Raw genomic sequence first — 26,472 nt, forward strand, 5'->3', positions numbered from 1 at the left:
GAGTGAACCACCTGATCCCTTCCCGAACTCAGAAGTGAAACCTCTTAGCGCTGATGGTAGTGTGGGATTACCCATGTGAGAGTAAGTCATCGCCAGCTCATTATTCTTAAAAAGCCCCTGCCAAGTGCAGGGGCTTTTTTTTGCCTGGAATTCTTATTAAAAAGATGTAATTCAAAAAAGAATAAAAGACGTATGTTTTATTATCTGTAGTTCTATAAACGTTATATATGCAAGCATAAAAAAGCCCCGACAGGATGTCGAGGCCTTTTCGTATTGATTATTAGTTTTTTAATTGTCTACGTGCATGTTTTAAAGCGCTTCTTAGTCCTTCTTCTAAAGTTGGATGATAGAACGGCTTATCTAAAATTTCATCCACAGTTAAATTCTCAGAAATCATCCATGCCAGTAAATGAGCTATATGTTCTGCAGCTTCTACAAATAATTCTGCCCCTAATATCTTGCGTGAAGATTGATGAATATACACTTCGAGCGCACCACTGTTTTTAGCGAGTGCTAAAGCACGGCCTTGTTTTTCATAAGAAACCATACCTGTAACAAATTCAATTTTTGCATCACTGAGTTGTTTGAAACTTTGTCCTACGGTTGCCATTTCTGGAGCGCTAAATATGATTGCTAAAGGTGTAAGTGTCTTTAAGTTTTTAATTTCAGGATAGTTTAAACAGTTATGTACAGCTTGACGTCCCTCATGTGCTGCTTCATGTTGAATAGGGGTGTTGCTATGTGCATCACCGACAATGAAAATGGGATAATCACCAAGTTGTTTGGTTTTATCGTTGACAGGAAGTTTTCTAAGATCGGTATATGAGTGATCGATATTATTTAATAGGAGAGTATCTAAATAACTTCTTCGGCCTGTTGCAACAAGGAAATATTCCACATCAAGTTGTTGAGCTTGATTATTTTCATTGAAGTTAATTGTAACTCCTTGCGTATTAAGCTGAACTGTAGTCGGTAATGTTTCGAATTTAATATTTAACTTTTTACTGATTTCATCTTGTGCTAATTTCTGCAAAGCTGGGCTACTTAGGGAGCCAACTTTACGGCTACGTGCAAAAACAGTGGTCTTGACCTCTAATCTTTGCATGGCTTGTGCAAGTTCGATAGCGATGACTCCACTACCGATCACGGCCAATGACTGAGGTAATTTTTCTAGTTCAAAAATCTGATCCGAAGTGATGAGTCGGTCACCGAGCTGTTCTTTCCATTGAGGATCAAAGGTTGGAGTAGAACCTACAGATATAATAAAACTTTTAGCCTGATATTTCTGACCATTCACAGTAATTGTATTTTGATTAATGAACTGTGCCTGTCCTGATATTTTATGTTCTGCTGTCCAGCTATTTACATCTTTAAGTATCGCATTTGTAAAATGATCTCTAAGCATTCGAATATGTTGCATGATTTGAGATGTATCAATTTTTGAGGTAATAGATAGACCTACTTTCTCCGCAGTTTGGATATCATGCATACGGTTAGCGGCAGAAATAAGAACCTTACTTGGCATGCAGCCGACACGGGCGCAGGTTGTATCCCATGCTCCATTATTAATAATAAGAATGTTCTGGGTATGTTTAATGGCTTCTTTATAAGCAGCAATTCCGGCTGTGCCTGCACCGATAATAATCAGGTCATACATTGTGAAATGGCTCACTTTCTTTATCATATTTTAGGTTAACATGGTAAAACATTTATTATGCTTTTATTTACATAGAGTATTAACTATGATTACATATCACGCAATATTAATTAAGAACAAGCTCTAAAATTTTTGAGGGTTCCGGGGATATTCATGAGTAAAAATATTAGTTTAAAATTATCTACAGTTGCTTTGGCTGTTTTACTTGCAAGTTGTGGCGGTGGTGGTAGTGAGGGGTATTTTAATAAGCAAGGTTCTACTTCAGGTAATGCTTCGAATCCTAGTACAGGCGAAGAAGTAAAATCTGTTAATATTAGTACTATTCAATTGATTGATCGAAATGGTAACTTAACTCAGGCAATCGCAGCAGAAGGTGTGATCGCTAAAGTCAAAGTAACAGATCAGTCGGGTAAAGGAATTAGTGGTGCATTGGTTACATTTACAGTGACTGGTGGTGTTGTTTTAGGTAGTTCCAATGGTGCTGTTTTAACCAATACCAATGGTGAAGCGAGTATCTCTGTTAAACCTGAAAATATAAATACCAATGGTGCTTATCAAATTTCTGCAGTTGCAGATTTTGATGGTGCACAAGTATCAACACAAGCACTTAATTTCTCACTTCAAGCAACCAATATTATTTTAGTCGATTTGACGGCAGCTAGTACTCAATTAGAGTCTGGTGGCTCAACAAATATCACGTTAAAAACGCAAGATGCAAATACAAAAGTTAATCAGAATAATGTCAATGTAGAATTCACTGCAACATGTGGTAAATTTGAACCTCCTACAGTTGTTTCATCAAATCAAGGAAATGTTACGACATCATATAAAGCGATTGGTACAGATGGAAAGCTTTGTACAGGGACACAAAAAATTTCGGCAAAAGGTTTAAATATCCCAGAAGTTGGAATTGATGTCAGTATTAAGGCACTTGAAGCTAATTCACTAGTATATACATCTAATAAAGTTAATTTGGGGATTAGAAAAAGTGGCTCAGCATCATCTGGTCAAATTGAATTTACTTTGTATGCAAATGGTGTACCTGTAGCAGATCAAGATGTTTTGATTGAGAAAGTACAAGCACCAGAAGATTTATCGTTCGTATCATTTGGAAATCAAAATAACAAAACTATAAAAAGTGATTCAAATGGTAAAGTGATTGTGAATCTTTATCCAGGAGATAAACCTGGGCCTGTAGAGATAAGAGCAACTTTAGTTTCAGACAAAAATGTTTCGGCTGTATCTAAAAATGTATCTGTATCCATTGGTCGAGTAACTCAAGATGGATTAAGTTTATCAGTATCTAAAAATTCATTACAGAATGTAATTGATGGTGATACTACAACTATTACAGCGAGAATGGTTGATCGTACACGAAACCCTGTTCCAGATGGTACTGTAATTAGCTTTGTTTCGGAGGGGGGTAAGGTTGAACCTAATTGTTCAACAGTCCAAGGAGAGTGTTCTGTAACTCTAACAACACAAGAACCTCGTCCTTTAGATAATCGTGTGACTGTATTGGCTTATGTTGAGGGTGATAAAACCTTTACAGATTTAGATGGCGATAATCTTTATACTAAAGGTGTAGATCAACTCCTTAGTAATATTGGTAGCTTTTTCCGTGACGATAACGAGGATAATCAATATAACAAAGATTATGGTATTGGTGAATTTCTTTATAATCGTGCGGTATTAGGAAACAAAGTGACCTGTGCTCCATCTACAATAAGACAGCCGAATATCACAGGCACATGTGACGATAATTTAGATACGGTTATTCGTCAGCAGCTTTTATTTGCATTTGCTGAAAATACACCAACTTTTACCAATGTGAACGCAAGTGGAAGTTTATTATCTTTTAATATGTATGGAAATAGTGCTCAAAGTGTGCCTATGCCAACAGGTACAACAATCAGTGTTACGCCTGAGGATAATACAAAAGATAATAATTTAGCTTGTACTGCAGAGCTGGCAAGTGGAAGTTCACCGGTTGCAAGCGTATTCGACCTTAAAACGCCAACAACTTTTAAAAACAGTACCCAAACTTATTATGGTTATCGTCTAAAAGAATGTGCGGTAGGAGATACGTTGAAAGTTTCTGTTTCTTCGCCAGATAGTAAAGTATCAACGATTTATGTAGATTATCAATAGAAATTATATTTGTACAAGAAACAGCGCTTCGGCGCTGTTTTTTTATTTAAAGGATATTAAATAGAGGTGCCTACACTCACCCCAACCGTAGGCCGAACATTCATTGAGCTACATCCCCCAATGACACATGAAATAAGCAGTAGAACAATAATTTTATTCATTAAACATAATCCTAATTTTTACTTTATTAAATAATAGGGAAGAGCAGAGCTACTTCGACCTGTCACTAATATAAGTTTTATAAATTCATCATCATATTTTACAAATTTAACGATGTCTGTTTTAAAAATTTTACTATCGGTAATGTGGGGAAATAAAATTTATATAAGCAATTGTTCAGTAATATGTCTGAGTGGATTGAATTAAGCCAAATAGCCTCGTCACTAATTAGAACGAGGTAAGTGATGGTAGACTTAAAATTTTAAAATAATTTAAATTTATCGGTTGTCATTTGACCTTTAATACGGACAGAAAAGTTTAAATTACAGATTGAATCAATAGGTTATACAAACAATTCGGTATTAAAGGTCAAAATGAAACTAAAAAAGCACGCCTTACAACGTGCTTAATCATCCAATAAATCCATTTGTTTGGCCAGCTGGTATAAGTTATTTGAGCGATTGCCGGTACGGCAGAACATTAATACCGGTTTTGGCAGCTCATTAAAGTGATTGGCAAATGTACGCACATCAACTTCAGTAATCTGACCTGCAACTACGGGTTGGAACACATAGTCTAAACCTGCATTGCGTGCAGCTTCTTCAATTTGTGCGCTAGTAGGTTGTTCTGGACCACCTTCCATATCTGGGCGATTGTTAATAATTGATTTAAAACCTTTTTCAATAATTTGCGTTATATGTTCTGGACTAATTTGACCTGCAAAGCCGACATTTTCACTCATTTTGTCACTCCATAATGTGCTAAATAGATATATGTTTTATGATAGCATTAAGCTGAAACTTGAAGCTTAATCTGTTGAAATTTTTATAAGCGATTACAATCATAAAATAACGCACCGGAGCGCGTATGCATTCCTATACGGTTGAACCACTCTATGTAAATAGTGGGCACGAGGTCATTGCTGCGGATTTTTATCGTCCCAAAACCGAACATAAACCTGCTGTCATCATTATGGCGCATGGTTTGGCTGCTTTACGTCAATTTAAACTGGTGCAATATGCCAAGCGTTTTGCCGAAGCTGGTTATGCCGTAGTACTGTTTGATTATCGTTATTGGGGCGGAAGCACCGGCCGTCCACGTGAGCTGGTCTCGATTCAATCCCAGTTAGAAGATTGGCGAACCATGATTGCGCATATTGTAGAACGAAAATCGGTTGATTCCAGGCGCATTGTACTTTGGGGAACGTCTTTAAGCGGTGGTTATGTTCTAGATTTGGCGGCACAATTAAAAAATGTTCAGGCAATAATGGTGCAAGTGCCATTTGTCGATGGTACAGAAAGTGCCAAGCTTTATCCTTTACAACAATTGCCGACAGCCCTGAAAATATCCAGTCAGGACTATATGGGTGCGAAGGTAGGAATGTCTCCGAAAACATTGCCTGTTGTGAGCAAAAAGGGTTTATGCTTTATGCCTACAGCAGATAGTTATGAGGGATATCTATCTATTGTTCATCCTGATTATTATTGGAGTGGCGAGATTCCTGCGCGAGTCTTTTTCAACCTGATCCGTTATCGTCCTATTCATTATGTGCGTAAAATCAGTGTACCCGTTTTATTTATTGCCTCTAAACAGGATAGCCTGATTCCAATTGAATCTAGCCGTGAAACAGCGACCAATATCGCGCCTTATGTACAATACCATGAATGGGATATGCAACACTTTGATATCTATCATGGTCAATGGTTTGAAAAAGCCATATCAACTCAATTAGAATTTTTACACCAACATATTGGAGTGAGCTAAATGATTATTGTATGTCCTGCATGTGGTGCCAGAAACCGAGTACCCGAAGATAAACTGGAAGCACATCCAAACTGTGGTCAGTGTCAACATGCGCTTATTCCTCTGGCTCCAATAGAGTTGAATGAGCACAATTTCAGCAACTTTATTACCCATAGTGAACTGCCTGTGCTGATTGACTTGTGGGCGGAATGGTGCGGTCCTTGCAAGATGATGGCACCTCATTTTGAACAAGTGGCAAAACAAAATCCGCGAGTGATTTTTGCTAAAATCAATACCGAAGAATCACCTCGACTCAGTGGTGCATTTAATGTGCGTAGTATTCCTACCCTGGTTTTGATGAATAAAACTAATGAAATTGGTAGAATAAGCGGCGCGCTACGATCTACAGAGCTACAACAGTGGCTGGATCAACATTTAAATGCCAATACTGGGAGTTAACGTGTCAGATACTCATGTAAAACCGGAAGGAACACTTTCCCTTCAAACAATTGCAATGCCGGCAGATACCAACTGGAGTGGTGATGTCTTTGGTGGGTGGATCGTTTCACAAATGGACTTGGCAGGTGCAATTCATGCAGAGCGTTTTAGTAAAGGACGCTGTGCAACCATTTCAATTAATCAGATGACTTTTTTGGTTCCAGTCAAAGTCGGTGATGTGATTAGCTGTTATACCAAAATTTTAAAAGTGGGTAATACCTCAATTCAAATGCAAATTGAAGTATGGGACAGTCATGACAGTTCCCGTGAACCTACTCGTGTAACCGAAGGCGTATTTACTTTTGTCGCTGTGGATGTAAAAGGGGCCAAGCGTCAGATTCCGGATGAGGTCAAACAAAAATATTTAGCTTCCCAGCAAGATAAATAATTCCAACCGTAAAAAAACCCAATCAAGATTGGGTTTTTTTATTGCCTAAATTTGGTCGTTTTAACTGAAGCTTATGAGATACAAGCTATTTTTTTAATTGGGATTTGGCAATCCATGCCCACAGCATTTCACATTGAATCGGTTCTTCACCAGATTCATCTGTTACCTGAACTTTAACCAGCGTTTCACCTTTTTCAGAGCCTTGCATTAATTTCTGCTGCTCATCCGTTAATGTTGCGGTTGCAATCATTGCACCTTGGGTTGGACGTTTAAAATCAACTTTTAAGCTTTTGATTAATACAATGCAGGAATCCGGAACATTCATGCCGGTGACAAAACCTGTGGCAGTTTCCGCAATCAGTGCCATGGCACAGGCATGAACCTGACCAATATGGTTTTGCATGGCACGGTGGTTTTCAATCTTGACCACCACTTTACTGTGGTTGACTTCAAGGTAGTGGATTTGCGCATTACCTACCATCGGCACGACCCGACCAAACACTTTGCTCCACAGTCTATTGCGGATAGCTTTAGGTAATTTAGCAGTAGCTTTTACCAGTTTCGATAAGCGATTGGTCGGTGTCATGGAAGTCCTCGACGTGTTATGGCAGCAATGCCTTAGTCTTTAAAGTTGTTAAACTGCAAAGGCACACCAAATTGTTGTTCTTTTAAAAATGCCATCACTTGTTGCAAAGTATCGCGTTTTTTATCCGTTACACGAATTTTGTCGCCTTGAATAGATGATTGCACTTTCACGCCACTTTCTTTAATGGCTTTATTTATTTTTTTCGCGGTATCAGAGTCAAGTCCGTCTTTAAGCTTGATTACCTGAATCACATTTTTGCCAGAAGCAGTCATTTTTTGCGGATCAAGCGCCTGAATATCCACTTTACGTTTGAAGAAATGATTTTCCAGCATGCTGTAGACTTGTTCACATTGGAAATCGCTTTCAGTCGAAATCTTGATTTCCTTGTTTTTTTCATTCAGTTCAATAGAAACGTCTTGTCCGCGGAAGTCAAAACGGGTTGCAATCTCTTTTTGCGTGTTTTGAACAGCATGATTTACTTCAAAAATTTCTAATTCAGATACAATATCGAAAGAAGGCATGGTTTAGACCTTTACAAAGGGAAAGAATATCTGAGATGCTAGGGATGTTTTCTTCATTTGCCAAGTGTTGTTTTACATCAAAGGAGTGCGCAATGATCCGTAAACAAGAAATTACGACATTTGAGTTCCCAGAAAATGCAATTATCTGGGATGTTCGTGATACAAAAGCCTTTGCTGAAGGTCATGTGAAAGGTGCTGTTAATCAGCCCATTAATGGCTTAAGTGCAGACAGCTTAACTCAGGTGGAGTCGGATCAGCCTATTTACATTTTATGCGGTGGTGGCAGTAAAGCGCCACGTGCGGCTGAAAAGTTGGAAAGCTTGGATAGCTCACGTGAATATGTGGTGTTAATGGGTGGTACGCGTGCAGCACGCGATGCTGGCTTAGCACTGGAGCAGGGTGCATAATTTGCAGCTGCAAAAAAAGAAGCGCCGAAAGGCGCTTTTTTATTGGCAATGATTGAATAAAAGAATGCTCTCCCTAACCCTTACTTGTACAGAATTTTAAAAGTATTGCTTTAGAATCTGCTCAGCAGAAGGAAATGCCCCCCTTTTTTAAAGGCTGGAGGATTAGACCTGAGGCTTAAAATATGGTTTCTTGGCTTTTACTTTCTTCTGAAACCGTGTCGCGTTCAATTTTTTGACCAAGTTTGCAGGCACAGGGCAGGCTTCTCCTAAGATTTGCGCTGCTAACATTTCACTGCACAGTGGCGCAAATAAAAAGCCTTTCGAACCTAGGCCGGCAAAGCTATAAATTTCCTCATTCGCTTTCATTTTGCCGAGTAGAGGAAAATAGTCCTGACTCTGCGCACGTACTGAAGCACGACCTTGCCAAGTATGCACATCGTTTAATGATTGTGCATAAGTTGGAAAGACACTGTGGATAAGATCGTAGTTATGCACATGATCTTCCAACAGAATTTCAGCATCATCACAGTTTGGATAGAAGGATGCACCGAGGATTAAATGCTCATCATCGAGCTGCATACAGTAACCACCGTAGCTGTATGCTGTGTCTTGGCTAAGGGGATGATTTTTATTGTTTACCCAACTGACTTGTCCACGAATCGGTTTGAGTATTGGAAAATTTTCAAAGAATTGTGCTGTTTCACGTGCAGTACACACAATTACATGATCAAACTCACCTAATAAATTTTCTTCGGCAAAGAGTTTAACTTTGTCATGTTGTTGGATGCTCGTGATTTTGGCTTGCTGATAATCAATTTGAGCATGTGCCAAAATTTCATCACGCAGTTGATGCGGTGAAACAGCACCTGCTTCGAGTAAGTTTAAGCTCGGAAAATCAGTTTCAATCTCTTGTTGATCGGCTGCTTGTATCGCAACAATCCCTGCCGGATATTCATCGGCCAAACCTAATAAGACTTCAGGATTTTTCAGTGCTAACTGGCTGACCTGCATCGGACGGAAGGCTTTAAACTTTACATAATGATTTAATGCATGCTGCCAGGTTAAAGTCATTAAATGATCTGAACTTTGTTCAATCGGGCATAGTTTCGGATTGAGCAGGGCCAAAGGATTGCCAGACCCACCGGAAAGAGGTGCTGTCTGGTCATAGATTGTCACTTGATGGCTACGCTGAGCAAATGCCCAGGCACAGCTTAAACCTGCGATTCCTGCGCCAATAATCGCAATCTGGCGCTGTTTAAAAATCGCAGTGCTTAGTTCAGTTTGTTTTTCAGTGGAATTTAAATCATTGCAAGATTCAACCTGATCTTCGGGTGCATTCCAGATGGCTTTAAGCATTTCCCGTTTATGTCCAAAACCGCGCGGACGGGAAATGGAAATGCCATGACTTTTCAGACCACGTTTCAGTACACCAGCCACACTGAATGAAGCAAAAGTGCTGCCGAAATCTGATAAACGCACGATGTTATTGAGAACGTTTTCTTCCCACATATCCGGATTGCAGGAAGGAGCGAAGCCATCTAAAAACCATGCGTTGACTACTGCTGTTTTTTCCATCACGGGAAAAATATCATGGGCATCGCCTAGCCATAAATCCAGGCTAAAACGTTCATCTGGAAAGGATAAACGATGACAGCCTGCTATCGGTATTGGGTACTGTGCAATCAGTTGATCAGCTAAAGGTTTCAGTTCAGGCCATGCATTTAAGGCACGAATCAGATCATCTTTGGATAATGGAAACTTTTCTACAGAAATGGCATGCAGATGGCTATGATTGTCCGGGCGAGCTTGTTGCCAAAGCTGCCATAAAGCTAAAATATTTAAACCTGTGCCAAAACCGGTTTCACCAACACAGAAATATTCAAAATCATTCAGCTTTGCCAGGCGGGTCGATAAATCGTTGCCGTTTAAAAACACATGCCGTGTTTCAAGCAGGCCATTATCTTTAGAGAAATAGACATCGCCAAACTGTTTGGAAACGGGAACCTCAATGCCATCGACGTGTTGCCAATCCAGATCGGCAGTTTGAATAGGATGAGACAAACCTAAATAACCTTTAAATCAAGCTGTAAAACTAAATGAAGCAGTAAATATCGTCATTACCACTGACGACGACGTTTGGTATAGACATAACTGGCAATCAGGAAGCCCAGCAACACGCCGACGGCAATCGTCGCTGCGCCGTATAAAAACATCTGGGCACTACGTTCGCTTTGCAACACCTGCACCTGAACGCCCAAACTGTCGTTTTTCAATTGCAGTTCCTGGTTTTGTGACAAGGCATCTAAATTGGCTTTTTCCAATTGCTGTAAGCGGGTGGCCTGATCTTTAACTAATGCCTTCACTTTGGCATCTTGCACTGCTTTATTCTTGGCAATTTGTTCTGCAGTCAGAGGTTTGGCCTCCAAGGGTAAACCATTGGCATCCAGCTTGGTCGCAGGAACAGTACCCGGCTTATTTGCAGCTAAAGTTTGTGGTGGAGGTGTTGCAGTCGTTGCTTGAGCAGCAGGGGCTACAGCAGGTGTCGGAGCAGGAGCAGATTCCACCGCCCAAGCTGTTGAACAGATTAAAGAGAAACCCAATAAGCTTGAAACTACAACACGCATGATTTTATCCTTGAGGGAAAGCTTTATTAAAAGGTTTCACATCAATATGAGCATAGACGCCTTCTTTTAAGAAAGGCTCATCTTGTAGCCATGCATCCAGGGATTCGCGGTTTTCAAAGTCAACAATAATCGTGCTGCCATAAAAACCTGCCTGTGGATTGCCGGGATCTTTAGGCATGGCACCTGCCACAATTAAACGACCCTCATCATTTAATTTTTGCAGACGTTCCAAATGCTTTGGACGTGTAGCTAGACGTTTTTCGACTGTACCCTCGTTATCGGTACAGGTTACGACGAATAAAGGCATATTCTTTCTCGATCAGTTGACCTGAATTATGCTTCAGGCGACTTAAAATATTTGCGCAAGACAATAAACTGAACAATGATAAAGGAAAACATCACAATCATGTCACCAAATGCGGTAAATTCGCCCCAATATTTTCCGCCAGCAAATAGAAAAGCGAAAAAAACATGCAAGAACGACATGAATGCGAACATGCCAGCCCAGGCAAAGTTTAAATTTTTCCAGCCTTGGGCAGTTAAATTAAAGATGGGACCAAATAAACGCTGAATCAGAGGTTTCTTATCTTTGGTAAAATAAGGTGAAAGCAGGAAGGCACCCGCAAAAACGATATTTAAAAGCGCTGCTTTTAAACGGATATAAAAATCATCGCTCAGCATTAAGGTTATACCACCAAAAATGACCGTCATAAACAGCACAATCCATTGCTGTTTATCCAGGCGGAATTTCTGGCTGACAAATAAGATGCCATACACCACCAGCATTGAGATGATCAGACCTGCGGTAGCCACCAAAATGTTATTATTATCAATACCTCCCGCTGAGCCGATCAAATGTAATAGCGGATGCTCGGTATCTTTTGGATCAACAGTTTTATATAAATAAAAGAAAATAATGAGTGGCACAAAGTCTAAAAGTGCTTTCATGTTAGAGTATCTAAATCTGATCAAATAAATGACATAGTATAAGTGATGCAAGGCGTAGATTTACATACACATAGTAATATTTCTGATGGAACTTTGTCTCCAGAACAACTTGTGCATGCAGCTGTGGAAAAAGGCATTCATACCCTTGCGCTGACGGACCACGATAGCATGGATGGCTTAAAATTAGCTGAAAATATTGCACAGGATTTACCGCTGAAGATTATTTCTGGTGTGGAAATTTCCAGCCAATGGTCACGTCCGGCAACGAAAAAAAACTATGCTGTACATGTGGTTGCATTGAATATGCAAAATCCAGAACCGTTACTTGCCTTACTGGAGCAGCAAAAACAGATTCGTGCAATTCGTGCCAAACAGATTTGTGATTTGCTAGTTCCGCTGATTGGTGAGGATATTTATGCCGATGTGATTGCCAAAGTGGAGGGTGTTGCAGACCGGATTACCCGAACGCATATTGCGAAAACTTTGGTGGAAAAAGCTTATGTGAGTCGAGCCCAACAGGCCTTTGATAAATATATTAAAGAAGGCAAAAAGGCCTATGTGAAATTTGATGGCTTGGGCTTAGAAGAAACCATTCAGGTGATTCATGAGAGTCAGGGTTTCGCCGTGCTGGCGCATCCGACAAAATATGATTTATCAGCAACTAATATCCGTTATCTGATTGAAATTTTTGCCCAGTTTGGTGGTGATGCCGTGGAGCTTCCACCTGCCATTGAGCCGGCTTCAACCCGTCAGATGGTCGATCGGATGATTGAACAGTTTGGGCTTAAGGTATCTGTGGGCAGTGATTTTCATGGTGACAATATGCCGTGGATCAAGCTGGGCAATATTCCGCGCGTTAAGGAAGGACAGGTAGGGGTTTGGGAGAGTTTTGTTTAGTTATTCCTCATTCCCTTACAGAACAATATTCCTCATCCCAAAGGGAAAAGGAGTTCCCTCTCCTATAAGAAGAGGGCTAGAGAGAGGTCATAAATTAAAGCAGATTATTATCTTGTGCCTGAATAGGTGGCGGGGTCGGCTTACCTAAGGTGCTCAATAATTCAATTTCGATGGTGCGTACCAATGAATCTAAGGGCAGATCATTGCTTTGAGTACCAAACGGTTCTTCGATTTCTGAACTTAAAGCATCCAGACCTAGAAAAGTATAAGCCAAAATACCGACCATTAAAGGCGTCGCCAAACCCAAGGTTGAACCCAGGCTAAACGGTAGCATAAAACAGAAAAAGTACACGGTACGATTCAGCAGCACCGAATAGGCAAAAGGCAAAGGGGTGGTGGCAATACGGTCACAACCAGTTTGAACCCGACTCAATTCAGCCACATGCTGGTTCATTTGAGTATAAATAATGTCGGAAATTTCACCTTCTTTCAGCGCCTGCATTAATTCCCATTGAATCAGGCTCAAGGTGTATTGCGGTGCATTGGCCTGCTGGTAAAGCTGGGTTATAGCCTGTTGGCTCATGCCGCTGGTTTCTACTAGTGCCTTAGGATTAGCTGTCTGGTGACGCAAACGGTCACGCAGTACATTGGCAAACACAATCACGTGCTGAATAATGCGTTCACGACGTCCTTGGCTGAGCATGCGACAATCACGGTCAAAATGCCGGGCATTGGCAATCAACATGCCCCAAAGTTTACGGGCCTCCCACCAGCGGTCATAACAGGCGGTGTTTTTAAAGCCGAGAAAAATCGATAGCACCACCCCAATTAAGGTAAAGCCTACCAGTGGAAGTTCCGGAAAATGAAAGTAACCAATATAGGACAGACCGCCAATCACTGAGGAGATCAGCATGACCACACCTAAAGGCGGCAAAACCTTGGGCAGGATGGTTCCGCGCCAGGAAAAGAGCAGCTTGAATACACTAGGTTGATCACGAACAATCATGTTATTAGTATCAGCAAAATTTTTTGTTGATCTTCAGTGTTAGCAGGTCTTTTGTCAATATTTGTCAGCATAATTGTTGCGTTTAAATCAGCCCCAGTTCAGCCAATGAGCAGGTTCCTTTTGGTGACACGATACAATGGTCAATCAGCTTGATTTCCAATAATTGACAGGCCGTTAGAATACGCCGGGTAAGCTCAATGTCGGCATGGGAGGGCTGAGCTATTCCCAAAGGATGATTGTGTGCAATCACGATGCTACTGGCATGTTGATGGATCGCATAGCGCAGCAATTGATTTGTAGAAATTTCACACGAATTAAGCGAACCGTAGAACATTTTTTTAAAGCTAATTTTTCTTAAATGCGCATCAAGGCAAAGTACCGCAAAAACTTCCTGCATTTCACCCAGTAATTCGAATTTCAAAAAATCCAGGAGTATTTTTGAATTGCTTAATTCTATTTTTTCCTGCTGTAAATGGGTGGAAATATAGCGTCGTCCCAATTCCTTCACTGCAATCAGTTGGGCATATTTGCTTATCCCGATACCATGAAACTGGCTTAAATCCTGAAGCTCGGCATCTAAAATAGAGTTCAGCCCACCAAAATGTTGCAATAACAGGCGGGATAGTTCCACGGCAGAATGTTGCTTGGAACCGGAGCGTAAAAAGATGGCCAGCAGTTCCGCATCTGACAGACTGGCAGCACCTTGTTGAATCAGCCTTTCACGTGGACGTTCCTGTTCAGGCCAGTGTTTAATCGATAAATTCATTGTTTTTAGACTTTTTTGTTATTAGTAATGATTATTAACCAAGTTGCCGACTTGGGGATGTCTTTATTTAATGCTATTGTGAGCGCCACTGCAACAGAAAGGTAGCCTGTTCGTGAGCTTCGATTTGAGTGTGATTCCAAATAAAAACATTGTTTTAGCGGTAACTGGTGGTATTGCGGCATATAAAAGTGCCATTTTGGTCCGTCGTTTAAAAGATGCGGGCTTTAATGTCCGTGTGGTGATGACGCAGGGGGCACAAGCTTTTATTACCCCGCTAACATTCCAGGCCTTGTCTGGAAATCCGGTACATACTGAATTACTCAATCCTGAAGCCGAAGCCGGCATGGGCCATATCGAATTGGCGCGTTGGGCTGACTTACTGCTGGTTGCCCCGGCAACTTGTGACACGTTGGCAAAGTTTGCGACAGGTTTGGCTGATGATTTACTCAGTACTTTATATTTGGCAACCAAAGCACCGGTTTGGGTAGCCCCGGCAATGAACCAGCAAATGTGGGCAGCCAAAGCCACACAGCGTAATTTAAATACCCTGGTCGAAGATGGCGTGCATGTGATTATGCCGGATGCCGGATCACAGGCCTGTGGCGATGTCGGTTTGGGACGTATGCCTGCACCGGAAGATTTAGCGCGACAAGTCACCGAATACTTCCACAAGGCGCAGCGTGCGATTGCAGAAAAGTTTGGCATGCTGGCCGGTAAACATGTAGTGATCACAGCAGGACCTACACGTGAAGCGATTGATCCGGTCCGTTATATTTCTAACCATAGTACCGGCAAGATGGGCTTTGCCCTTGCTGCGGCCTGTTATGCAGCTGGTGCTAAAGTCACTTTAATTGCAGGACCGGTCAGTCTGGATACCCCAAATGGTGTGCGCCGTATTAATGTACAGTCTGCAATGCAGATGCTGGAACATAGTATGGATCAGTTGGATAAAGGTTGTGACATCTTTATTGCCACGGCTGCGGTGGCGGATTACCGCGTGGCAGAAGTTGCCGAGCATAAAATCAAGAAAGCTGGTGATGAGCTGAATGTGGCTTTAATTAAAAATCCGGATATTGTGGCAACCATTGCCCAGCAACAAAAACGTCCATTTATGGTGGGATTTGCTGCTGAAACCCGCAATGTTGAAGAATATGCAGCTGGTAAGCTGGTGGCGAAAAAACTGGATATGATTGCCTGTAATGATGTTTCACGTCCTGACATCGGTTTTGCCTCTGATGAAAATGCCATGATTGTGTTCTTTGCTGAGCAGTATCAAATGCAGCAGCGTGATCTGGAAAAAGCATCGAAACAGGAAATCGCCCAGCAGTTGGTGGAAGCGATTCATGATGCATTGCATCATAAAATGCAGCCTGTTTAAAAAAAGCGAGGCCATTGAATAAAATGCAACCTTTCCGTTGCATTTTTTATGGCATCTACACTATGTTTAATGCTTAAAGCGCAAATGTTCAGAATAATTTAACTGTAACAATAAGCTTCCTATTTTTTGAAACGGATCTTTACAAGGACATCAACATGATGAAAAAAACTGTAGCCACAGTGATGTTTTCTGCCGCTTTGTCGTTCAGTAGCCTGAGTTTTGCCGGTGCGCTTGAACAAAATATGATGACGCTTGGAAAAAACTTTAAAATGTTTAACAAGGCTGATAATCAGAAAGATGCACTGAAAGCACTGGATAATATGAAGGCTGCTGCTTTAGATGCAAAAAAAGTGAAGTTAAAAGCTCATGATGCAAAAGCACCAAGCTCAGATGCTTTATACAGTCAATTGCTGGTGGAGATTGAAAAAACCAGATTATTGGTTCAAAGTGGTAAATTGGACCAAGCCAAAGTAGAAGGCAAAAAAATTGCTCTGGTGAAAGATCAGGGACATGCGGTTTATAATCATCACTAATTTAATGTACATTTACCGTTTAAGGTTTGGAAGGGTGAAGTTAGATTAAGCACATCGTTTTATCTCGTGATTGTCAGATGAACTGTGTAAATCTTGCTTCAGCAAGCCTTATGCATAATTTAAATAAAAAATGCCAGCCCATTCAGCAATAGGCTGGCATTTTTTATGAGGATAGTTGCAATCAACTTGATGCTAGATGTGCCTGATTTTCTCTGACATACTCTTCAGTACGTTGCATGGCTTCCTGAATATTAATCAAGGCTGTTTCTACATCTTTTAGGGTTTTGGCATTGCCGCCACTTAAAGCCTGACGCCATTTACGTGCACCCGGCAAGTTCTGGAACAACCCGAGAATATGACGGGTGATAATCGAAAGTGGAGCACCTTCCTGCATGCGTTTAGCAATATACGGCATCATTTGCGCCATAATATCAAAACGGTCAGGCGCTTCCAGGTTCCATAATTGTCCCAGTTCAGCCAATAAATATGGATTGTGATAAGCCTCACGACCAATCATCACCCCATCGACATGTTTTAAATGCACTTGGGTTTCGGCAAAGGTTTTGACCCCACCGTTAATTTCAATCAGCAGATTTGGACGGTCTTGTTTTAAACGGTACACATCTTCATAACGTAAAGGCGGAACATCACGGTTTTCTTTCGGCGATAAGCCCTGAAGCAAGGCAATACGTGCATGTACGATGAAATTGTCACAACCGGTTTTTGCCACAGTATCGACAAAATGCAGCATTTCTTCATAAGACTGCATGTCGTCAATACCAATACGGTGTTTGACAGTGACAGGAATATCCACGGCATTACGCATTTCGCCAATACATTCAGCAACCAGGTCAGGTTCTGCCATTAAGCACGCGCCAATTTTGTTGTTTTGTACGCGGTCACTGGGGCAGCCCACATTCAGGTTGACTTCATCATATCCCCAGTCTTGAGCCATTTTAGTACAGGTTGCCAAGTCTTTTGGATTTGAACCGCCAAGCTGTAACACGATTGGATGTTCTTCATTGTTATAGTCCAAATGACGTTCTGCACCACCAAATAGAATGGCACCAGTCGTCACCATTTCGGTGTACAGAATAATATTTGGGTTAAACAGGCGGGCAAAAAAACGGTAGTCACGTGTGGTCCAATCCATCATCGGGGCAACGCTAATTCTGAAATCTTTAGTATTTTCAAGGGTGTCTGATTTAATCATTAAAAATCATCCATTTATGTTGATATTGATACTAAATTATTTGCAACCATTCACGCCTAATTCGCACCGTTTCGATTAGAATTTACGCCATTTTTACGCCATAATGGCGTAAATTTTTCTATGGCGTAAATTTTGTGGGTACTATAGCACAACGAAAACTCAAGGATGGAACAATCCGTTATCGTGCGGAGATCAGAATCAATAAAAAAGGATTTCCTGCATTTAAAGAAAGCCAGACATTTTCTACAAAGCGATTAGCTAGCCTGTGGATCGGTAAACGTGAAGCAGAGATAGATGAAAATCCAGAGATTCTGTTTGGTCAGGAAAACTTAGTGGACTTAACCTTATATGATGCGATTACCAAGTATTTAGCAGAGGTTGGCGATCAATATGGGCGTACTAAAACATACTCGCTTAAATTAATTCAAAAGTTACCCATTGCCCAGAATAGGGTTACAGAAATAAGTTCAACTCATATCTCTAGTCACGTGTCTTTACGTAAAAAAGGAATTAATAAACTGAATTTACAGCCAATAGCTACCAGCACATTACAGCATGAGTTATTGCACATTAGAGGAGTATTAAGCCATGCTTCAATCATGTGGAATTTGAAAATAGATTTACCAACATTTGATAAAACCACTGCCCAATTGAGAAAGACTCGTCAAATATCATCTAGTCAAAAAAGAGATAGGCTACCTACTTTTGATGAGCTTGAAAGACTTACAAAGTATTTTGTTAGAAAATGGAATCATTCATCTTACAGCTACCCTATGCACTTAATCATGTGGTTTGCAATTTTCTCTTGCAGACGGGAAGCAGAGATTACACGGATGCAACTGGATGACTATGATGAAACGAATAAATTATGGAAGATTCGGGATTTAAAAAATCCGAATGGCTCTAAAGGCAACCACAAAGAGTTTAGTGTCCATGCTGATTGTCAGCAAATAATTGATTTATTGCTTGATGGAGATGTCCGCAATCGGATGTTAAAACGAGGTTACGATGAAAACCTACTCGTGCCGTTAAGCCCAAAGACAATGGGGAGTGAATTTAGAAAGGCTTGCAAGTTGTTGGGGATAGATGACATACATTTTCATGATTTACGTCATGAGGGTTGTACACGTTTGGCCGAGAAAGGAATGACTATTCCACAAATCCAGCAAGTGAGCCTGCATGATTCGTGGAGTAGTCTGGAGCGGTATGTATCCGTAAAGGTCAGGAAAAATATTATGGATGTTGAACAAGTTTTAAAACTGTTCAATCAAGTTTGTTAAAATTATCAAATTGATCTTTATATCTTTCTTCAAGTACAAAAGCTAGGTCAATAATATCAACAAAGTATGGTGCTTTCTGACTTGTATCAAGCTTAAAACAGCAGAAAGGAAATTCTACATTCCGAGCTTTTTCAAGTCGCTTGGCTTTACTTAGGTGTGGATAATAGATATCACAGACTTGGTCGAGTGTTGGCATGGCAGTTCTAAACTGCATAAATAAGTAGTCTGAAGTCTTGATCGTTGCATTTTTCATAAGGTGTACCTTTAGTTTAAAAGATTAAATAAATGATTTTTATCAAGTTTATTGTGAATTTTTGACTAAACTGCCATCAATCGACTTGATGTGGATATTGTAAAAAAAACCAAAAAAAGGAAAATGTCGTTAAGTGGTACATCTTTGAGGGAATGCAGTGGTTCGAGTAACTGAGTGGAAGATTTCGGCATTTAATATTTTGGACTATATTTTCATACATGACCTAGCATCGATGTCTACTTTCTCTGATTTGAAGAATGAATTTTATCGCTATGTCGCTGATGAGATTGATACTATAAATTCACAGAGAGGATTTACTGAGTATAGGGCTGAAGTATATAAGCATTATTTGTTGTGTGGGATTGAATTAAAATTAAATCAGGTGTTTGAGTCAAGATTTAAAAGAATTATGGGTGAGTTATTGCTTAGGGTAAAGAGCAGTGGTTTCCCAGTGTCTACATATTTGCAAGATGTTTTTAATATATGTGGACACTCCAATATTTCCTGTTTGGATGGAACAGTAAAATATAAATTATTAGCTCAATTTTTGTATTTTGATTTTGACTCAGCATCAATGTCATTTTTTAATAAATTGTTGGAACTTAAAATATTAAGTACTGGACGACTTAAAGAGGATAAGATGAGCCCTAAACATAAGGAGGAAATGAATAGAGTCTTTTTAAGGGTATTAATGTTTTGTGAGTTCGAGATATTAAAAAAGCAAATAATTCATAACTATAGCAATATGTTCATGAGATTAGATTTTAATGATATCATGAATAGAAATGTTAGGATAATCAAAGATTTATTGGTTTTAATAAATAAAGAGATAAATCATGAGGAAATGATATTTCATGGTGATGTTAGGAATGTTTCTGCACTAGCTGGAGCTTTTTTCTTTATCGAGGGAAGTGCAAATAATATATATCACAATAAAAAGCAAGTTAATTATAGACCAGATTATAATATCTCAATTAGTGGTGCTTATGATTGTAGAAAAAACGCTGTAAGTCATTTAAATGATGAAGAGAAAAAGGTTTGTACAGAGTATGCAGGAAATAAAATGAAAGAATATGGTTACACATTTAATCAAAGAACATTTTATGATAATTCTGTTAGGCTGTATAGTCTTTATCAATTTATTAGAATTGTATTTGATAATGTCTCAATAGATAGAAAATGGCATTATAATTTTGTATATCAACTTTATTATGATGATCGTTATTCAGAAAATTATAAAATTAGATTAAGACAAGCAATAGATGGCTTGCAAATGTACAAGCCAAAAAAATGATTGAATAAAATTAGTTTTTTAAGCTGGTTGATACTTACATTCACCCAAAAAGTCTGTACATTCTTCAGCATAACTCTTATCAATTAATTTCTCGAGAACTTCTTCATGACTCATTTTCCATTTAAAAGCTAGACAATGTAGAGAATCTAAAGTCTTCTTTTTCAAAACATAATGGTGAGCCTTTTTCCCTTTATTTTTTTTTCTATATACTTTTTGATACCAAGCATTAGAAATTTTTTTACGTAAGGCATAGTGGACTTCTTCATTTTCATAATAAAGCATATCGAAAATAGAATTGACGACAATACAGTATTCTGATTCTTCAGTTGGACTGTAAGATTTGCTTCTATAGGCTAGGTTTTCATCCATATACTTTTTTGCCCAAATATAAAAACTGTTATCTTCATCACCTTTGAAGTGTGATGGATATTTGGAGTATATCTCGCTAAATTTATTGACAACTCTTTCAATACGTCGTGGATTTTCATAATAAGAAGGGTAAGTTAAAGCAACATATAAAAAATTTATATATTGCGACTTAAAGTTTGTTAGCTCTTTTTCTCTAACATCCTCATTCAGTAATTTGCAGGCAAAGTTTAAAAATCTCTTATTATTTTTAAACTCTGTAAAATCAATACCTGATACTTCTATTCCACTTTTAAAATCTAATAGGTTATCTAGTAAATCATCGATTCTACTGCTTCTATAGTCCTCGCAGTATTTAATAATAAAACTTTTAATGTCTTTCAGTTGCTTGAAACTATTTAGATTATCAATATCAGATTTTAAACCTGATATTTCTCTCTCTCTTTTTGTAAGTTCAGAGAAGTGATACGCCACTTCATTTTTATTAAAGACATGTAAAACCCAAACTAGTTCTTCGTCTGTACGTATTGAAATAAAAGCCTTAAGGTTTTCAAGGGCAGCTCTGTTGTTCATATTTAAACCTATCTTACGAAAATCTTACAGCATACTTTATGCATGAATTCCCTAACCTACCAGTAAGTTTTTCGCTGTATTTACAGTGTTTTCACACTATTTTTTCAAATGCTTTTATATATTAATTTCTAGTGTTATAAATCGAAAAAACTTAAGGGGTGTTTTTATATATTCTTAAATTTTATTTTATGGTTTTTTTTATTGTTACGATTAATAGATTTTTAATAAGAGGATGTTGCATAACTTTTTAGACTAATATTTATTTTTAATGAGCTAATCTAGATCTTTTTTTTATAGATTTTATAGGGTTTTTTTTGTTTATACAGGAGTATATTGTTAAGTATTTTTGGTAGAGGTAAGCAGGTTATTAATATTATTAATAATAAATTAGATATTAATAATATTAATTAGTATTGAGTTCTCCCTAGAGAACTCGTTAATGGTTTAAAAAATACAGATTTGAATCTTATATGGAACTGTTTTATCGGAAGAGCTATGTCTACACGAATTAATGAATCAGCTTTACTGATTCAATTAGAAAATACTACAAAGTCTTGGATAGAGCGGGAAACAGCACCTGAATTGTTCTTTCAGGATTTTGCAGTATTACTCTATGACTTCAAGAAAATCTATCACCGAACTTATAGATACTTTGGTTATATCAAGGCGTGGAGTGACTGGTTAGAAAAGTATGATGTTGAAGGACTAAGATCAAATGAGTTGATTGACTACTTGCAAAGGAAAAGCTTTAAGGAGTATCGGCAATATTTTATAGGGTATAAGTCTGTGCATCTAAAAGATTTAAGACAGCATAGAGAAAATGAAAAACGAAATAAAAAATCTCTCAAAGAAAAAGTGACTGAGGCCATCCAGCGTTATTCAAAGTCTGAGGTAGTGCGTGTCGATTTATCGTATTTAAAAGAACGGCATGAGCAAGTAGATATTGAAGACTTTTGTGACGATATGGAACAGTTACGGAGAGAAATCGGTAAAAGGAAAGAACCTTTTGATGAATTGGTTGATTATGCGTGGGCTTTAGAGCAAGGAGAAACTAAGGGTTATCATTGTCATTTATTATTAATTTTTAATGGACACAAGAAACAATCAGGGTGGGGAATAGCAAAACAGGTTGGTGAATTGTGGAAAGGGATAACGGGTGGTCTTGGTATGTATTTCAATTGTCATGATCCAGAACAACTGGACCAGTATGCCAAATTAAATATTTTAGGGGTCGGTAGGATTCATCGTGACAATACAGAGGAAGTGAACCGATTCCTAAATGCTGTAACTTATCTAGTTCGTCCTGAAAAAGAAGCACAACACTTGAGGATAAAGCCATTTTATAAAATGCGGTCTTATCAATAGATCCCAAAAAATCATAGATATACATCATCTACATGAACAATGAGTGTTTATTCCTACATTCAAAGGCTTATCAGGCGGTAAGCCTTTTTTCATTTTAGAGGTATATCTTATGAATATTACATGTCCGTATTGCTATTCCGAAAACGTTAGCCGTGTCATTGACCAACAGTCCTCCAATCAGGGCAGCCTGTCTTCCATGACCTGTGCTGGAATTGGGGCAAGCATTTCCAAAAGCCTGCCGATGCCGATCTCTCCGTGGATGGGCGGTATTGCTGGTGCAGTCGTCGGTGGATTGATTGATAGCTTTATTCAGCCATCTCGGCCAGTAGCAGCAACAGTGCGTTACTTCCACTGTCATCAATGCCAACGCAATTTTGATTAACCTAGTTCAGGAGAATGGATATGGCACATCAAGTTGAACAAATGGCTTATGTTGGTGATACCCCCTGGCATGGCTTGGGTAATCAACTGACACAGAATCAGCCGATTGAAGTCTGGGCAAAACAGGCAGGTATGGACTGGCGGATTGAATCTTCCGATGTCAGCTACCTGGCACAGAATGAACGCGGGCAGAGCATCATCATGCCGTATGAAGAACAGCGGGTACTGTATCGTTCAGATACCCATGCACCCTTGTCAGTGGTCAGTCAGCGTTATCAGGAAGTTCAGCCCAAAGAGATTCTGGAGTTCTACCGGGATCTGACCGAGCAATCCGGCTTTGAACTGGAAACCGCAGGGGTGCTGAAAGGTGGTAAGAAGTTCTGGGCTTTGGCACGTACCGGACAAAGCACAGCACTGAAGGGCAAGGATGTCAGCAATGGCTATATTCTGCTGGCAACTGCCTGCGATGGCACACTGGCCACTACAGCACAATTTACTTCCATTCGAGTAGTGTGTAACAACACCTTAGCGATTGCCTTACGTCGACAAAGCAGCAGTGCCGGGGTGGTCAAAGTTCCACACAGTACCAAGTTTGATGCAGATAAAGTCAAGCAACAGCTGGGTATTTCAGTCCGTTCCTGGGAGGAACACATGTATGAAATGAAACAGCTCAGCCAGCGCAAAGTCACTCAAGGTGAAGCCGCCGCTTATTTTGATGCGGTGTTTAACAACACTAGCCTAAGCATTGCAGATCAGGAGGACAACATCATCCAGTTTTACCGCAATGTCGCGAATCAGGCCAGTCCATCAGTCAATAAGACTGAGCCGAATGCCCGGGCCATGAATAAGGTCATGGATATGTTCAATGGTCAGGGCCGGGGTGCAGAACTCAGCTCAGCCAAAGATACAGCTTATGGTCTGCTGTGCTCGATCACGGAGTTTGTCGATCATGAACGTCGTGCCATGAGTACTGATCATCGCCTCGATTCTGCCTGGTTCGGTGCAGGTGCTGCCTTGAAACAGCGTGGCCTGGAACAGGCCCTCAAACTGGCAGTTTAAGTTTGATTTAATCGAATGTCATTAAAATCGCTGTAAGTGCTCAGTTACATGGCCTTTCAGCAATATCCAGTTAATGAACCCTCTTTGCCACATCTTCGGATGTGGCTTTTTTTATGCCGCAAATTTTTACAGCCTCAACCATTTATAAGGATAAGACCATGAATCAGATTGCACTGGTGAATACCCACCCACTCCCTCATCTCCCAATTCCGAATGAGATGAATGAATCGAATACGGCTGCTAAAAGAACAGCGACAGCCAGGCGTTTAGCCAATACTAAAAATATGGATTACCAGGAATGGTTAGAAGTCCGTAAACAGGGCATTGGCAGCAGTGATGCCGCAACCGCCTGTGGACTCAATCCCTATATGTCCATGCTAGAACTCTGGATGATCAAGACTGGGCGTGTGCAGCAGAACCTTGAAGACCAGAGTAACGGCGTTGCACCTTTATATTGGGGTAAACAGCTTGAACCACTGGTGGCCGAGTTCTACAGCATGCACACCCATAATAAAGTTAGACGAGTGAATGCCGTATTACAGCATCCCGATCCGGATAAGTCCTTCATGTTGGCGAATCTGGATTATGCCGTAGTGGGGAGTGATGAAGTCCAGATCCTTGAATGCAAAACCGCAGGTGAGCATGGGATAAAACTTTGGCGGGATGGTGTACCGCTGTATGTGCTGTGTCAAGTGCAGCACCAACTGGCCGTAACAGGAAAACAGGCAGCACATGTTTGTGTATTGCTCTGTGGACATGAAACTAAAATCTTTAAAGTCACCCGTTCTGAATCGGTGATTGAACACCTCGTTAAAGCAGAGCGTTATTTCTGGGAATGTGTGGAAGACGATACACCGCCATCAGTCGATGCCAGTGAATCCGCAGCCAAAGCCATTCTGCAACTCTATCCAGCGCATATCCCACTAAGCGTTGAAGATCTCTCGCAAAATGAAAATGCCAATTTGATGTTCGATCAACTCATCAAAATGAAGCAAGAGATTCAGCATAAGCAGGAACGTTTTGACCAGCTGAAGCATCGGATCCAGATGCTGATGAAAGATGCCGAACGCGCCACCTTTATAGGTGGCTCGGTGGTCTGGAAAAAGTCAAAAGATGCAGTCAGCCTGGATACCAAGTCATTACTTCAGCACCAGCCTGAACTCATCGAGCTTTATCCACTTCAAAAGCAGGGCAGCCGTCGCTTCAACATTTATACCGACTAAGCTTGTTTCCTTCCATTTAATCACCGAAGCGCAAAAACCGCTCCCCGCCCTCCATTTTCTAGGAATAGAGGGCAATACGGTCGCGGCTTTTGTAGCTAGCTATATACATTGTTTATCGAATCAGAAGATCTACATAAAAGTGGATGATCTGTAAAAAATCAAATTGAGGAAAATAGAATGATTAAAGGTCTAGCAATTACACCACCAGCACTTGGGCGTATCAGCATTGGGCGAGTCGTGGAAAAGAATGGCAAACGCCTACCGGAAAAAGATGACCAGTTCACCATTACCAGTCAGATCCAAAATAAGGAGAGTGGTTGGGTGAAACACCCACTGGATGAACAGCTTCGATCCAATGCACCTAATCAAAAGCTACGTTCGATCCCAGTCAGAATGATTTTCAATGATCCTGACTTAAACCTACGGGCGGAATACAGTCTGTTTGACCGTCAGACCGGTCGGCCGGTCTGTGTTGGGAATGGGGAAACCTGCCAGCGTTTAACCAATCAAGGGGTCGAGCAACATCCGTGCCCATCTCCTGATTTATGTCCATTGGCACAAGGTGGATTGTGTAAGCCTTATGGTCGTTTGCATGTGAATTTAGATCAATCGGATGAATTTGGGACCTTCATCTTTAGAACCGCTGGTTTTAATAGTATTCGGACTTTGGCTGCACGGCTGAGTTATTATCATGCAGCTTCAGGAGGCTTACTATCTTGCTTGCCATTACAGCTGATATTGCGGGGCAAGAGTACGACACAGAGTTATCGCCAACCTGTGTACTACGTAGATCTGACTTTAAGGGATGGGATCAGTTTGAATGAAGCGATTATTCAGGCGAAGCAGATTGATGAGCAGAGTAAGCAGGCAGGGTTTTATCAGGAGGCTTTGGATTTTACGGCAAGGAAGGGTTTTGCGAATGCAGGGTTTGAAACCGATATAGAGGAAGGGTTAGATGTGCTGGAGGAATACTATCCTGAACAAGAACACAGCCGAGCAATGGAGCAACAGACTTCGCCTGAAGGGTTTGTCGAGGATATTCAGCAGGGATTGCAGAGGAGTGTAAGAGCTGTGAATTAACAGCTTATATAGAGTATCTAACCTGAGTTCGATGAAATCCACTTAACCTTTTAGCATATTTTGGAAAGTTGGCTTATTGGGGTTCAAACAATAAGCCACTACAGCAGCCATGATATTCACCAT

The 26,472-nt window shown here is 40.2% G+C and carries 28 protein-coding genes and 1 rRNA gene; 16 read left to right on the forward strand and 13 right to left on the reverse strand.

Features of this window, described 5'->3' with window-relative positions:
- A 5S ribosomal RNA gene (rrf, locus tag ACE01T_RS12405) occupies positions 1-98 on the forward strand; the annotation flags it as partial.
- A gap of 182 nt (positions 99-280) precedes the next feature.
- Here rrf and ACE01T_RS12410 read toward each other — a convergent pair.
- A complete protein-coding gene (locus ACE01T_RS12410; protein ID WP_300043659.1) occupies positions 281-1,657 on the reverse strand; it encodes a dihydrolipoyl dehydrogenase in 1,377 nt (458 codons plus the stop codon).
- A 153-nt stretch (positions 1,658-1,810) separates the two neighbouring features.
- Between ACE01T_RS12410 and ACE01T_RS12415 the strand changes: the two genes are divergently transcribed.
- On the forward strand, positions 1,811-3,808 hold the full coding sequence (locus tag ACE01T_RS12415; RefSeq protein ID WP_395519353.1) for an Ig-like domain-containing protein: 1,998 nt from the start codon (positions 1,811-1,813) through the stop codon (positions 3,806-3,808).
- Positions 3,809-4,373: 565 nt separating this feature from the next.
- On the opposite strand, the gene ACE01T_RS12420 is transcribed toward ACE01T_RS12415, so the two are convergent.
- Entirely contained in the window at positions 4,374-4,709 is a 336-nt protein-coding gene (locus ACE01T_RS12420; protein ID WP_300043663.1) for a protein tyrosine phosphatase family protein, read from the reverse strand.
- 125 nt (positions 4,710-4,834) lie between these two features.
- Between ACE01T_RS12420 and ACE01T_RS12425 the strand changes: the two genes are divergently transcribed.
- Genes ACE01T_RS12425 through ACE01T_RS12435 form a run of 3 tightly spaced genes read left to right on the forward strand, consistent with a single transcriptional unit; the run spans position 4,835 to position 6,596 of the window.
- Complete coding sequence (locus tag ACE01T_RS12425) at positions 4,835-5,731, forward strand: alpha/beta hydrolase (RefSeq protein ID WP_395519354.1); 897 nt, start codon at positions 4,835-4,837, stop codon at positions 5,729-5,731.
- Positions 5,732-6,169: a thioredoxin TrxC gene (gene trxC, locus ACE01T_RS12430; protein WP_086195906.1), complete on the forward strand. Its 438-nt coding sequence runs from the start codon at positions 5,732-5,734 to the stop codon at positions 6,167-6,169. It abuts the gene before it with no gap.
- Positions 6,170-6,224: 55 nt separating this feature from the next.
- Entirely contained in the window at positions 6,225-6,596 is a 372-nt protein-coding gene (locus ACE01T_RS12435; protein WP_240921688.1) for an acyl-CoA thioesterase, read from the forward strand.
- Positions 6,597-6,681: 85 nt separating this feature from the next.
- On the opposite strand, the gene ACE01T_RS12440 is transcribed toward ACE01T_RS12435, so the two are convergent.
- Both ACE01T_RS12440 and ACE01T_RS12445 read right to left on the reverse strand, forming a co-directional pair.
- Positions 6,682-7,182 carry a DUF4442 domain-containing protein gene (locus ACE01T_RS12440; RefSeq protein WP_395519355.1) on the reverse strand — a complete coding sequence of 167 codons (501 nt, stop codon included), beginning with the start codon at positions 7,180-7,182 and terminating at the stop codon, positions 6,682-6,684.
- 32 nt (positions 7,183-7,214) lie between these two features.
- Positions 7,215-7,703: a YajQ family cyclic di-GMP-binding protein gene (locus ACE01T_RS12445; RefSeq protein ID WP_166171424.1), complete on the reverse strand. Its 489-nt coding sequence runs from the start codon at positions 7,701-7,703 to the stop codon at positions 7,215-7,217.
- A gap of 92 nt (positions 7,704-7,795) precedes the next feature.
- On the opposite strand from ACE01T_RS12445, the gene ACE01T_RS12450 reads away from it, so the two are divergent.
- The gene (locus tag ACE01T_RS12450; RefSeq protein WP_166171421.1) at positions 7,796-8,110 is read left to right on the forward strand and encodes a rhodanese-like domain-containing protein; all 315 of its coding nucleotides are present in this window, start codon (positions 7,796-7,798) and stop codon (positions 8,108-8,110) included.
- Between the two features lie 162 nt (positions 8,111-8,272).
- Here the strand turns inward: ACE01T_RS12450 and mnmC are convergent, their stop codons facing one another.
- The 4 genes from mnmC to ACE01T_RS12470 are packed head-to-tail and all read right to left on the reverse strand — an operon-like array spanning position 8,273 to position 11,682.
- Positions 8,273-10,171 (reverse strand): bifunctional tRNA (5-methylaminomethyl-2-thiouridine)(34)-methyltransferase MnmC2/FAD-dependent 5-carboxymethylaminomethyl-2-thiouridine(34) oxidoreductase MnmC1, encoded by a 1,899-nt coding sequence (gene mnmC, locus ACE01T_RS12455; protein ID WP_180044333.1) that lies wholly within the window; start codon positions 10,169-10,171, stop codon positions 8,273-8,275.
- 56 nt (positions 10,172-10,227) lie between these two features.
- Positions 10,228-10,734, reverse strand: coding sequence for an SH3 domain-containing protein (locus ACE01T_RS12460; RefSeq protein ID WP_180044335.1), 507 nt, complete (start codon positions 10,732-10,734; stop codon positions 10,228-10,230).
- A gap of 4 nt (positions 10,735-10,738) precedes the next feature.
- Positions 10,739-11,041: a YciI family protein gene (locus ACE01T_RS12465; protein WP_166171415.1), complete on the reverse strand. Its 303-nt coding sequence runs from the start codon at positions 11,039-11,041 to the stop codon at positions 10,739-10,741.
- 26 nt (positions 11,042-11,067) lie between these two features.
- Entirely contained in the window at positions 11,068-11,682 is a 615-nt protein-coding gene (locus ACE01T_RS12470) for an inner membrane-spanning protein YciB (RefSeq protein ID WP_086195898.1), read from the reverse strand.
- Positions 11,683-11,727: 45 nt separating this feature from the next.
- Between ACE01T_RS12470 and ACE01T_RS12475 the strand changes: the two genes are divergently transcribed.
- Positions 11,728-12,579, forward strand: a complete 852-nt coding sequence (locus ACE01T_RS12475) for a PHP domain-containing protein (protein WP_395519356.1) — start codon at positions 11,728-11,730, stop codon at positions 12,577-12,579.
- A gap of 94 nt (positions 12,580-12,673) precedes the next feature.
- Here ACE01T_RS12475 and ACE01T_RS12480 read toward each other — a convergent pair whose 3' ends face one another.
- Together ACE01T_RS12480 and radC are read right to left on the reverse strand one after the other, a co-directional pair.
- Positions 12,674-13,585, reverse strand: coding sequence for a bestrophin family protein (locus tag ACE01T_RS12480; protein WP_086195896.1), 912 nt, complete (start codon positions 13,583-13,585; stop codon positions 12,674-12,676).
- Positions 13,586-13,667: 82 nt separating this feature from the next.
- Positions 13,668-14,351 carry a RadC family protein gene (gene radC, locus ACE01T_RS12485; RefSeq protein WP_166171409.1) on the reverse strand — a complete coding sequence of 228 codons (684 nt, stop codon included), beginning with the start codon at positions 14,349-14,351 and terminating at the stop codon, positions 13,668-13,670.
- A 112-nt stretch (positions 14,352-14,463) separates the two neighbouring features.
- Between radC and coaBC the strand changes: the two genes are divergently transcribed.
- Together coaBC and ACE01T_RS12495 are read left to right on the forward strand one after the other, a co-directional pair.
- On the forward strand, positions 14,464-15,729 hold the full coding sequence (gene coaBC, locus ACE01T_RS12490; RefSeq protein WP_166171407.1) for a bifunctional phosphopantothenoylcysteine decarboxylase/phosphopantothenate--cysteine ligase CoaBC: 1,266 nt from the start codon (positions 14,464-14,466) through the stop codon (positions 15,727-15,729).
- 155 nt (positions 15,730-15,884) lie between these two features.
- A complete protein-coding gene (locus ACE01T_RS12495; RefSeq protein ID WP_166171405.1) occupies positions 15,885-16,262 on the forward strand; it encodes a cytochrome b562 in 378 nt (125 codons plus the stop codon).
- 181 nt (positions 16,263-16,443) lie between these two features.
- Here ACE01T_RS12495 and dusA read toward each other — a convergent pair whose 3' ends face one another.
- Positions 16,444-17,475: a tRNA dihydrouridine(20/20a) synthase DusA gene (dusA, locus tag ACE01T_RS12500; protein WP_395519357.1), complete on the reverse strand. Its 1,032-nt coding sequence runs from the start codon at positions 17,473-17,475 to the stop codon at positions 16,444-16,446.
- A 134-nt stretch (positions 17,476-17,609) separates the two neighbouring features.
- Between dusA and ACE01T_RS12505 the strand changes: the two genes are divergently transcribed.
- Positions 17,610-18,755, forward strand: coding sequence for a site-specific integrase (locus ACE01T_RS12505; RefSeq protein ID WP_180187256.1), 1,146 nt, complete (start codon positions 17,610-17,612; stop codon positions 18,753-18,755).
- On the opposite strand, the gene ACE01T_RS12510 is transcribed toward ACE01T_RS12505, so the two are convergent.
- Positions 18,739-19,008 carry a pyocin activator PrtN family protein gene (locus ACE01T_RS12510; protein WP_161419670.1) on the reverse strand — a complete coding sequence of 90 codons (270 nt, stop codon included), beginning with the start codon at positions 19,006-19,008 and terminating at the stop codon, positions 18,739-18,741. The two genes, ACE01T_RS12505 and ACE01T_RS12510, sit on opposite strands and share 17 nt — an antisense overlap.
- 232 nt (positions 19,009-19,240) lie before the next feature.
- On the opposite strand from ACE01T_RS12510, the gene ACE01T_RS12515 reads away from it, so the two are divergent.
- Positions 19,241-20,302: a hypothetical protein gene (locus ACE01T_RS12515; protein ID WP_395519358.1), complete on the forward strand. Its 1,062-nt coding sequence runs from the start codon at positions 19,241-19,243 to the stop codon at positions 20,300-20,302.
- Positions 20,303-20,320: 18 nt separating this feature from the next.
- On the opposite strand, the gene ACE01T_RS12520 is transcribed toward ACE01T_RS12515, so the two are convergent.
- Positions 20,321-21,241, reverse strand: coding sequence for a hypothetical protein (locus tag ACE01T_RS12520; protein ID WP_395519359.1), 921 nt, complete (start codon positions 21,239-21,241; stop codon positions 20,321-20,323).
- 495 nt (positions 21,242-21,736) lie between these two features.
- Here ACE01T_RS12520 and ACE01T_RS12525 point away from each other — a divergent pair, with 495 nt between their 5' ends.
- The 5 genes from ACE01T_RS12525 to ACE01T_RS12545 all read left to right on the forward strand — a co-directional run bounded on the left by ACE01T_RS12525 (position 21,737) and on the right by ACE01T_RS12545 (position 26,349).
- Complete coding sequence (locus ACE01T_RS12525) at positions 21,737-22,606, forward strand: YagK/YfjJ domain-containing protein (RefSeq protein WP_395519360.1); 870 nt, start codon at positions 21,737-21,739, stop codon at positions 22,604-22,606.
- A 109-nt stretch (positions 22,607-22,715) separates the two neighbouring features.
- Positions 22,716-22,988 (forward strand): hypothetical protein, encoded by a 273-nt coding sequence (locus ACE01T_RS12530; protein ID WP_395519361.1) that lies wholly within the window; start codon positions 22,716-22,718, stop codon positions 22,986-22,988.
- A 20-nt stretch (positions 22,989-23,008) separates the two neighbouring features.
- Positions 23,009-24,046, forward strand: a complete 1,038-nt coding sequence (locus tag ACE01T_RS12535) for a DUF932 domain-containing protein (RefSeq protein ID WP_395519362.1) — start codon at positions 23,009-23,011, stop codon at positions 24,044-24,046.
- A 218-nt stretch (positions 24,047-24,264) separates the two neighbouring features.
- Complete coding sequence (locus ACE01T_RS12540) at positions 24,265-25,269, forward strand: YqaJ viral recombinase family nuclease (protein WP_395519364.1); 1,005 nt, start codon at positions 24,265-24,267, stop codon at positions 25,267-25,269.
- Positions 25,270-25,446: 177 nt separating this feature from the next.
- A complete protein-coding gene (locus tag ACE01T_RS12545) occupies positions 25,447-26,349 on the forward strand; it encodes a recombination directionality factor (protein WP_395519363.1) in 903 nt (300 codons plus the stop codon).
- The last annotated feature ends 123 nt before the right edge of the window (positions 26,350-26,472 follow it).

It is taken from the genome of Acinetobacter uliginosus (assembly GCF_044130295.1).
In the GTDB taxonomy this organism is placed as follows: Bacteria; Pseudomonadota; Gammaproteobacteria; order Pseudomonadales; family Moraxellaceae; genus Acinetobacter.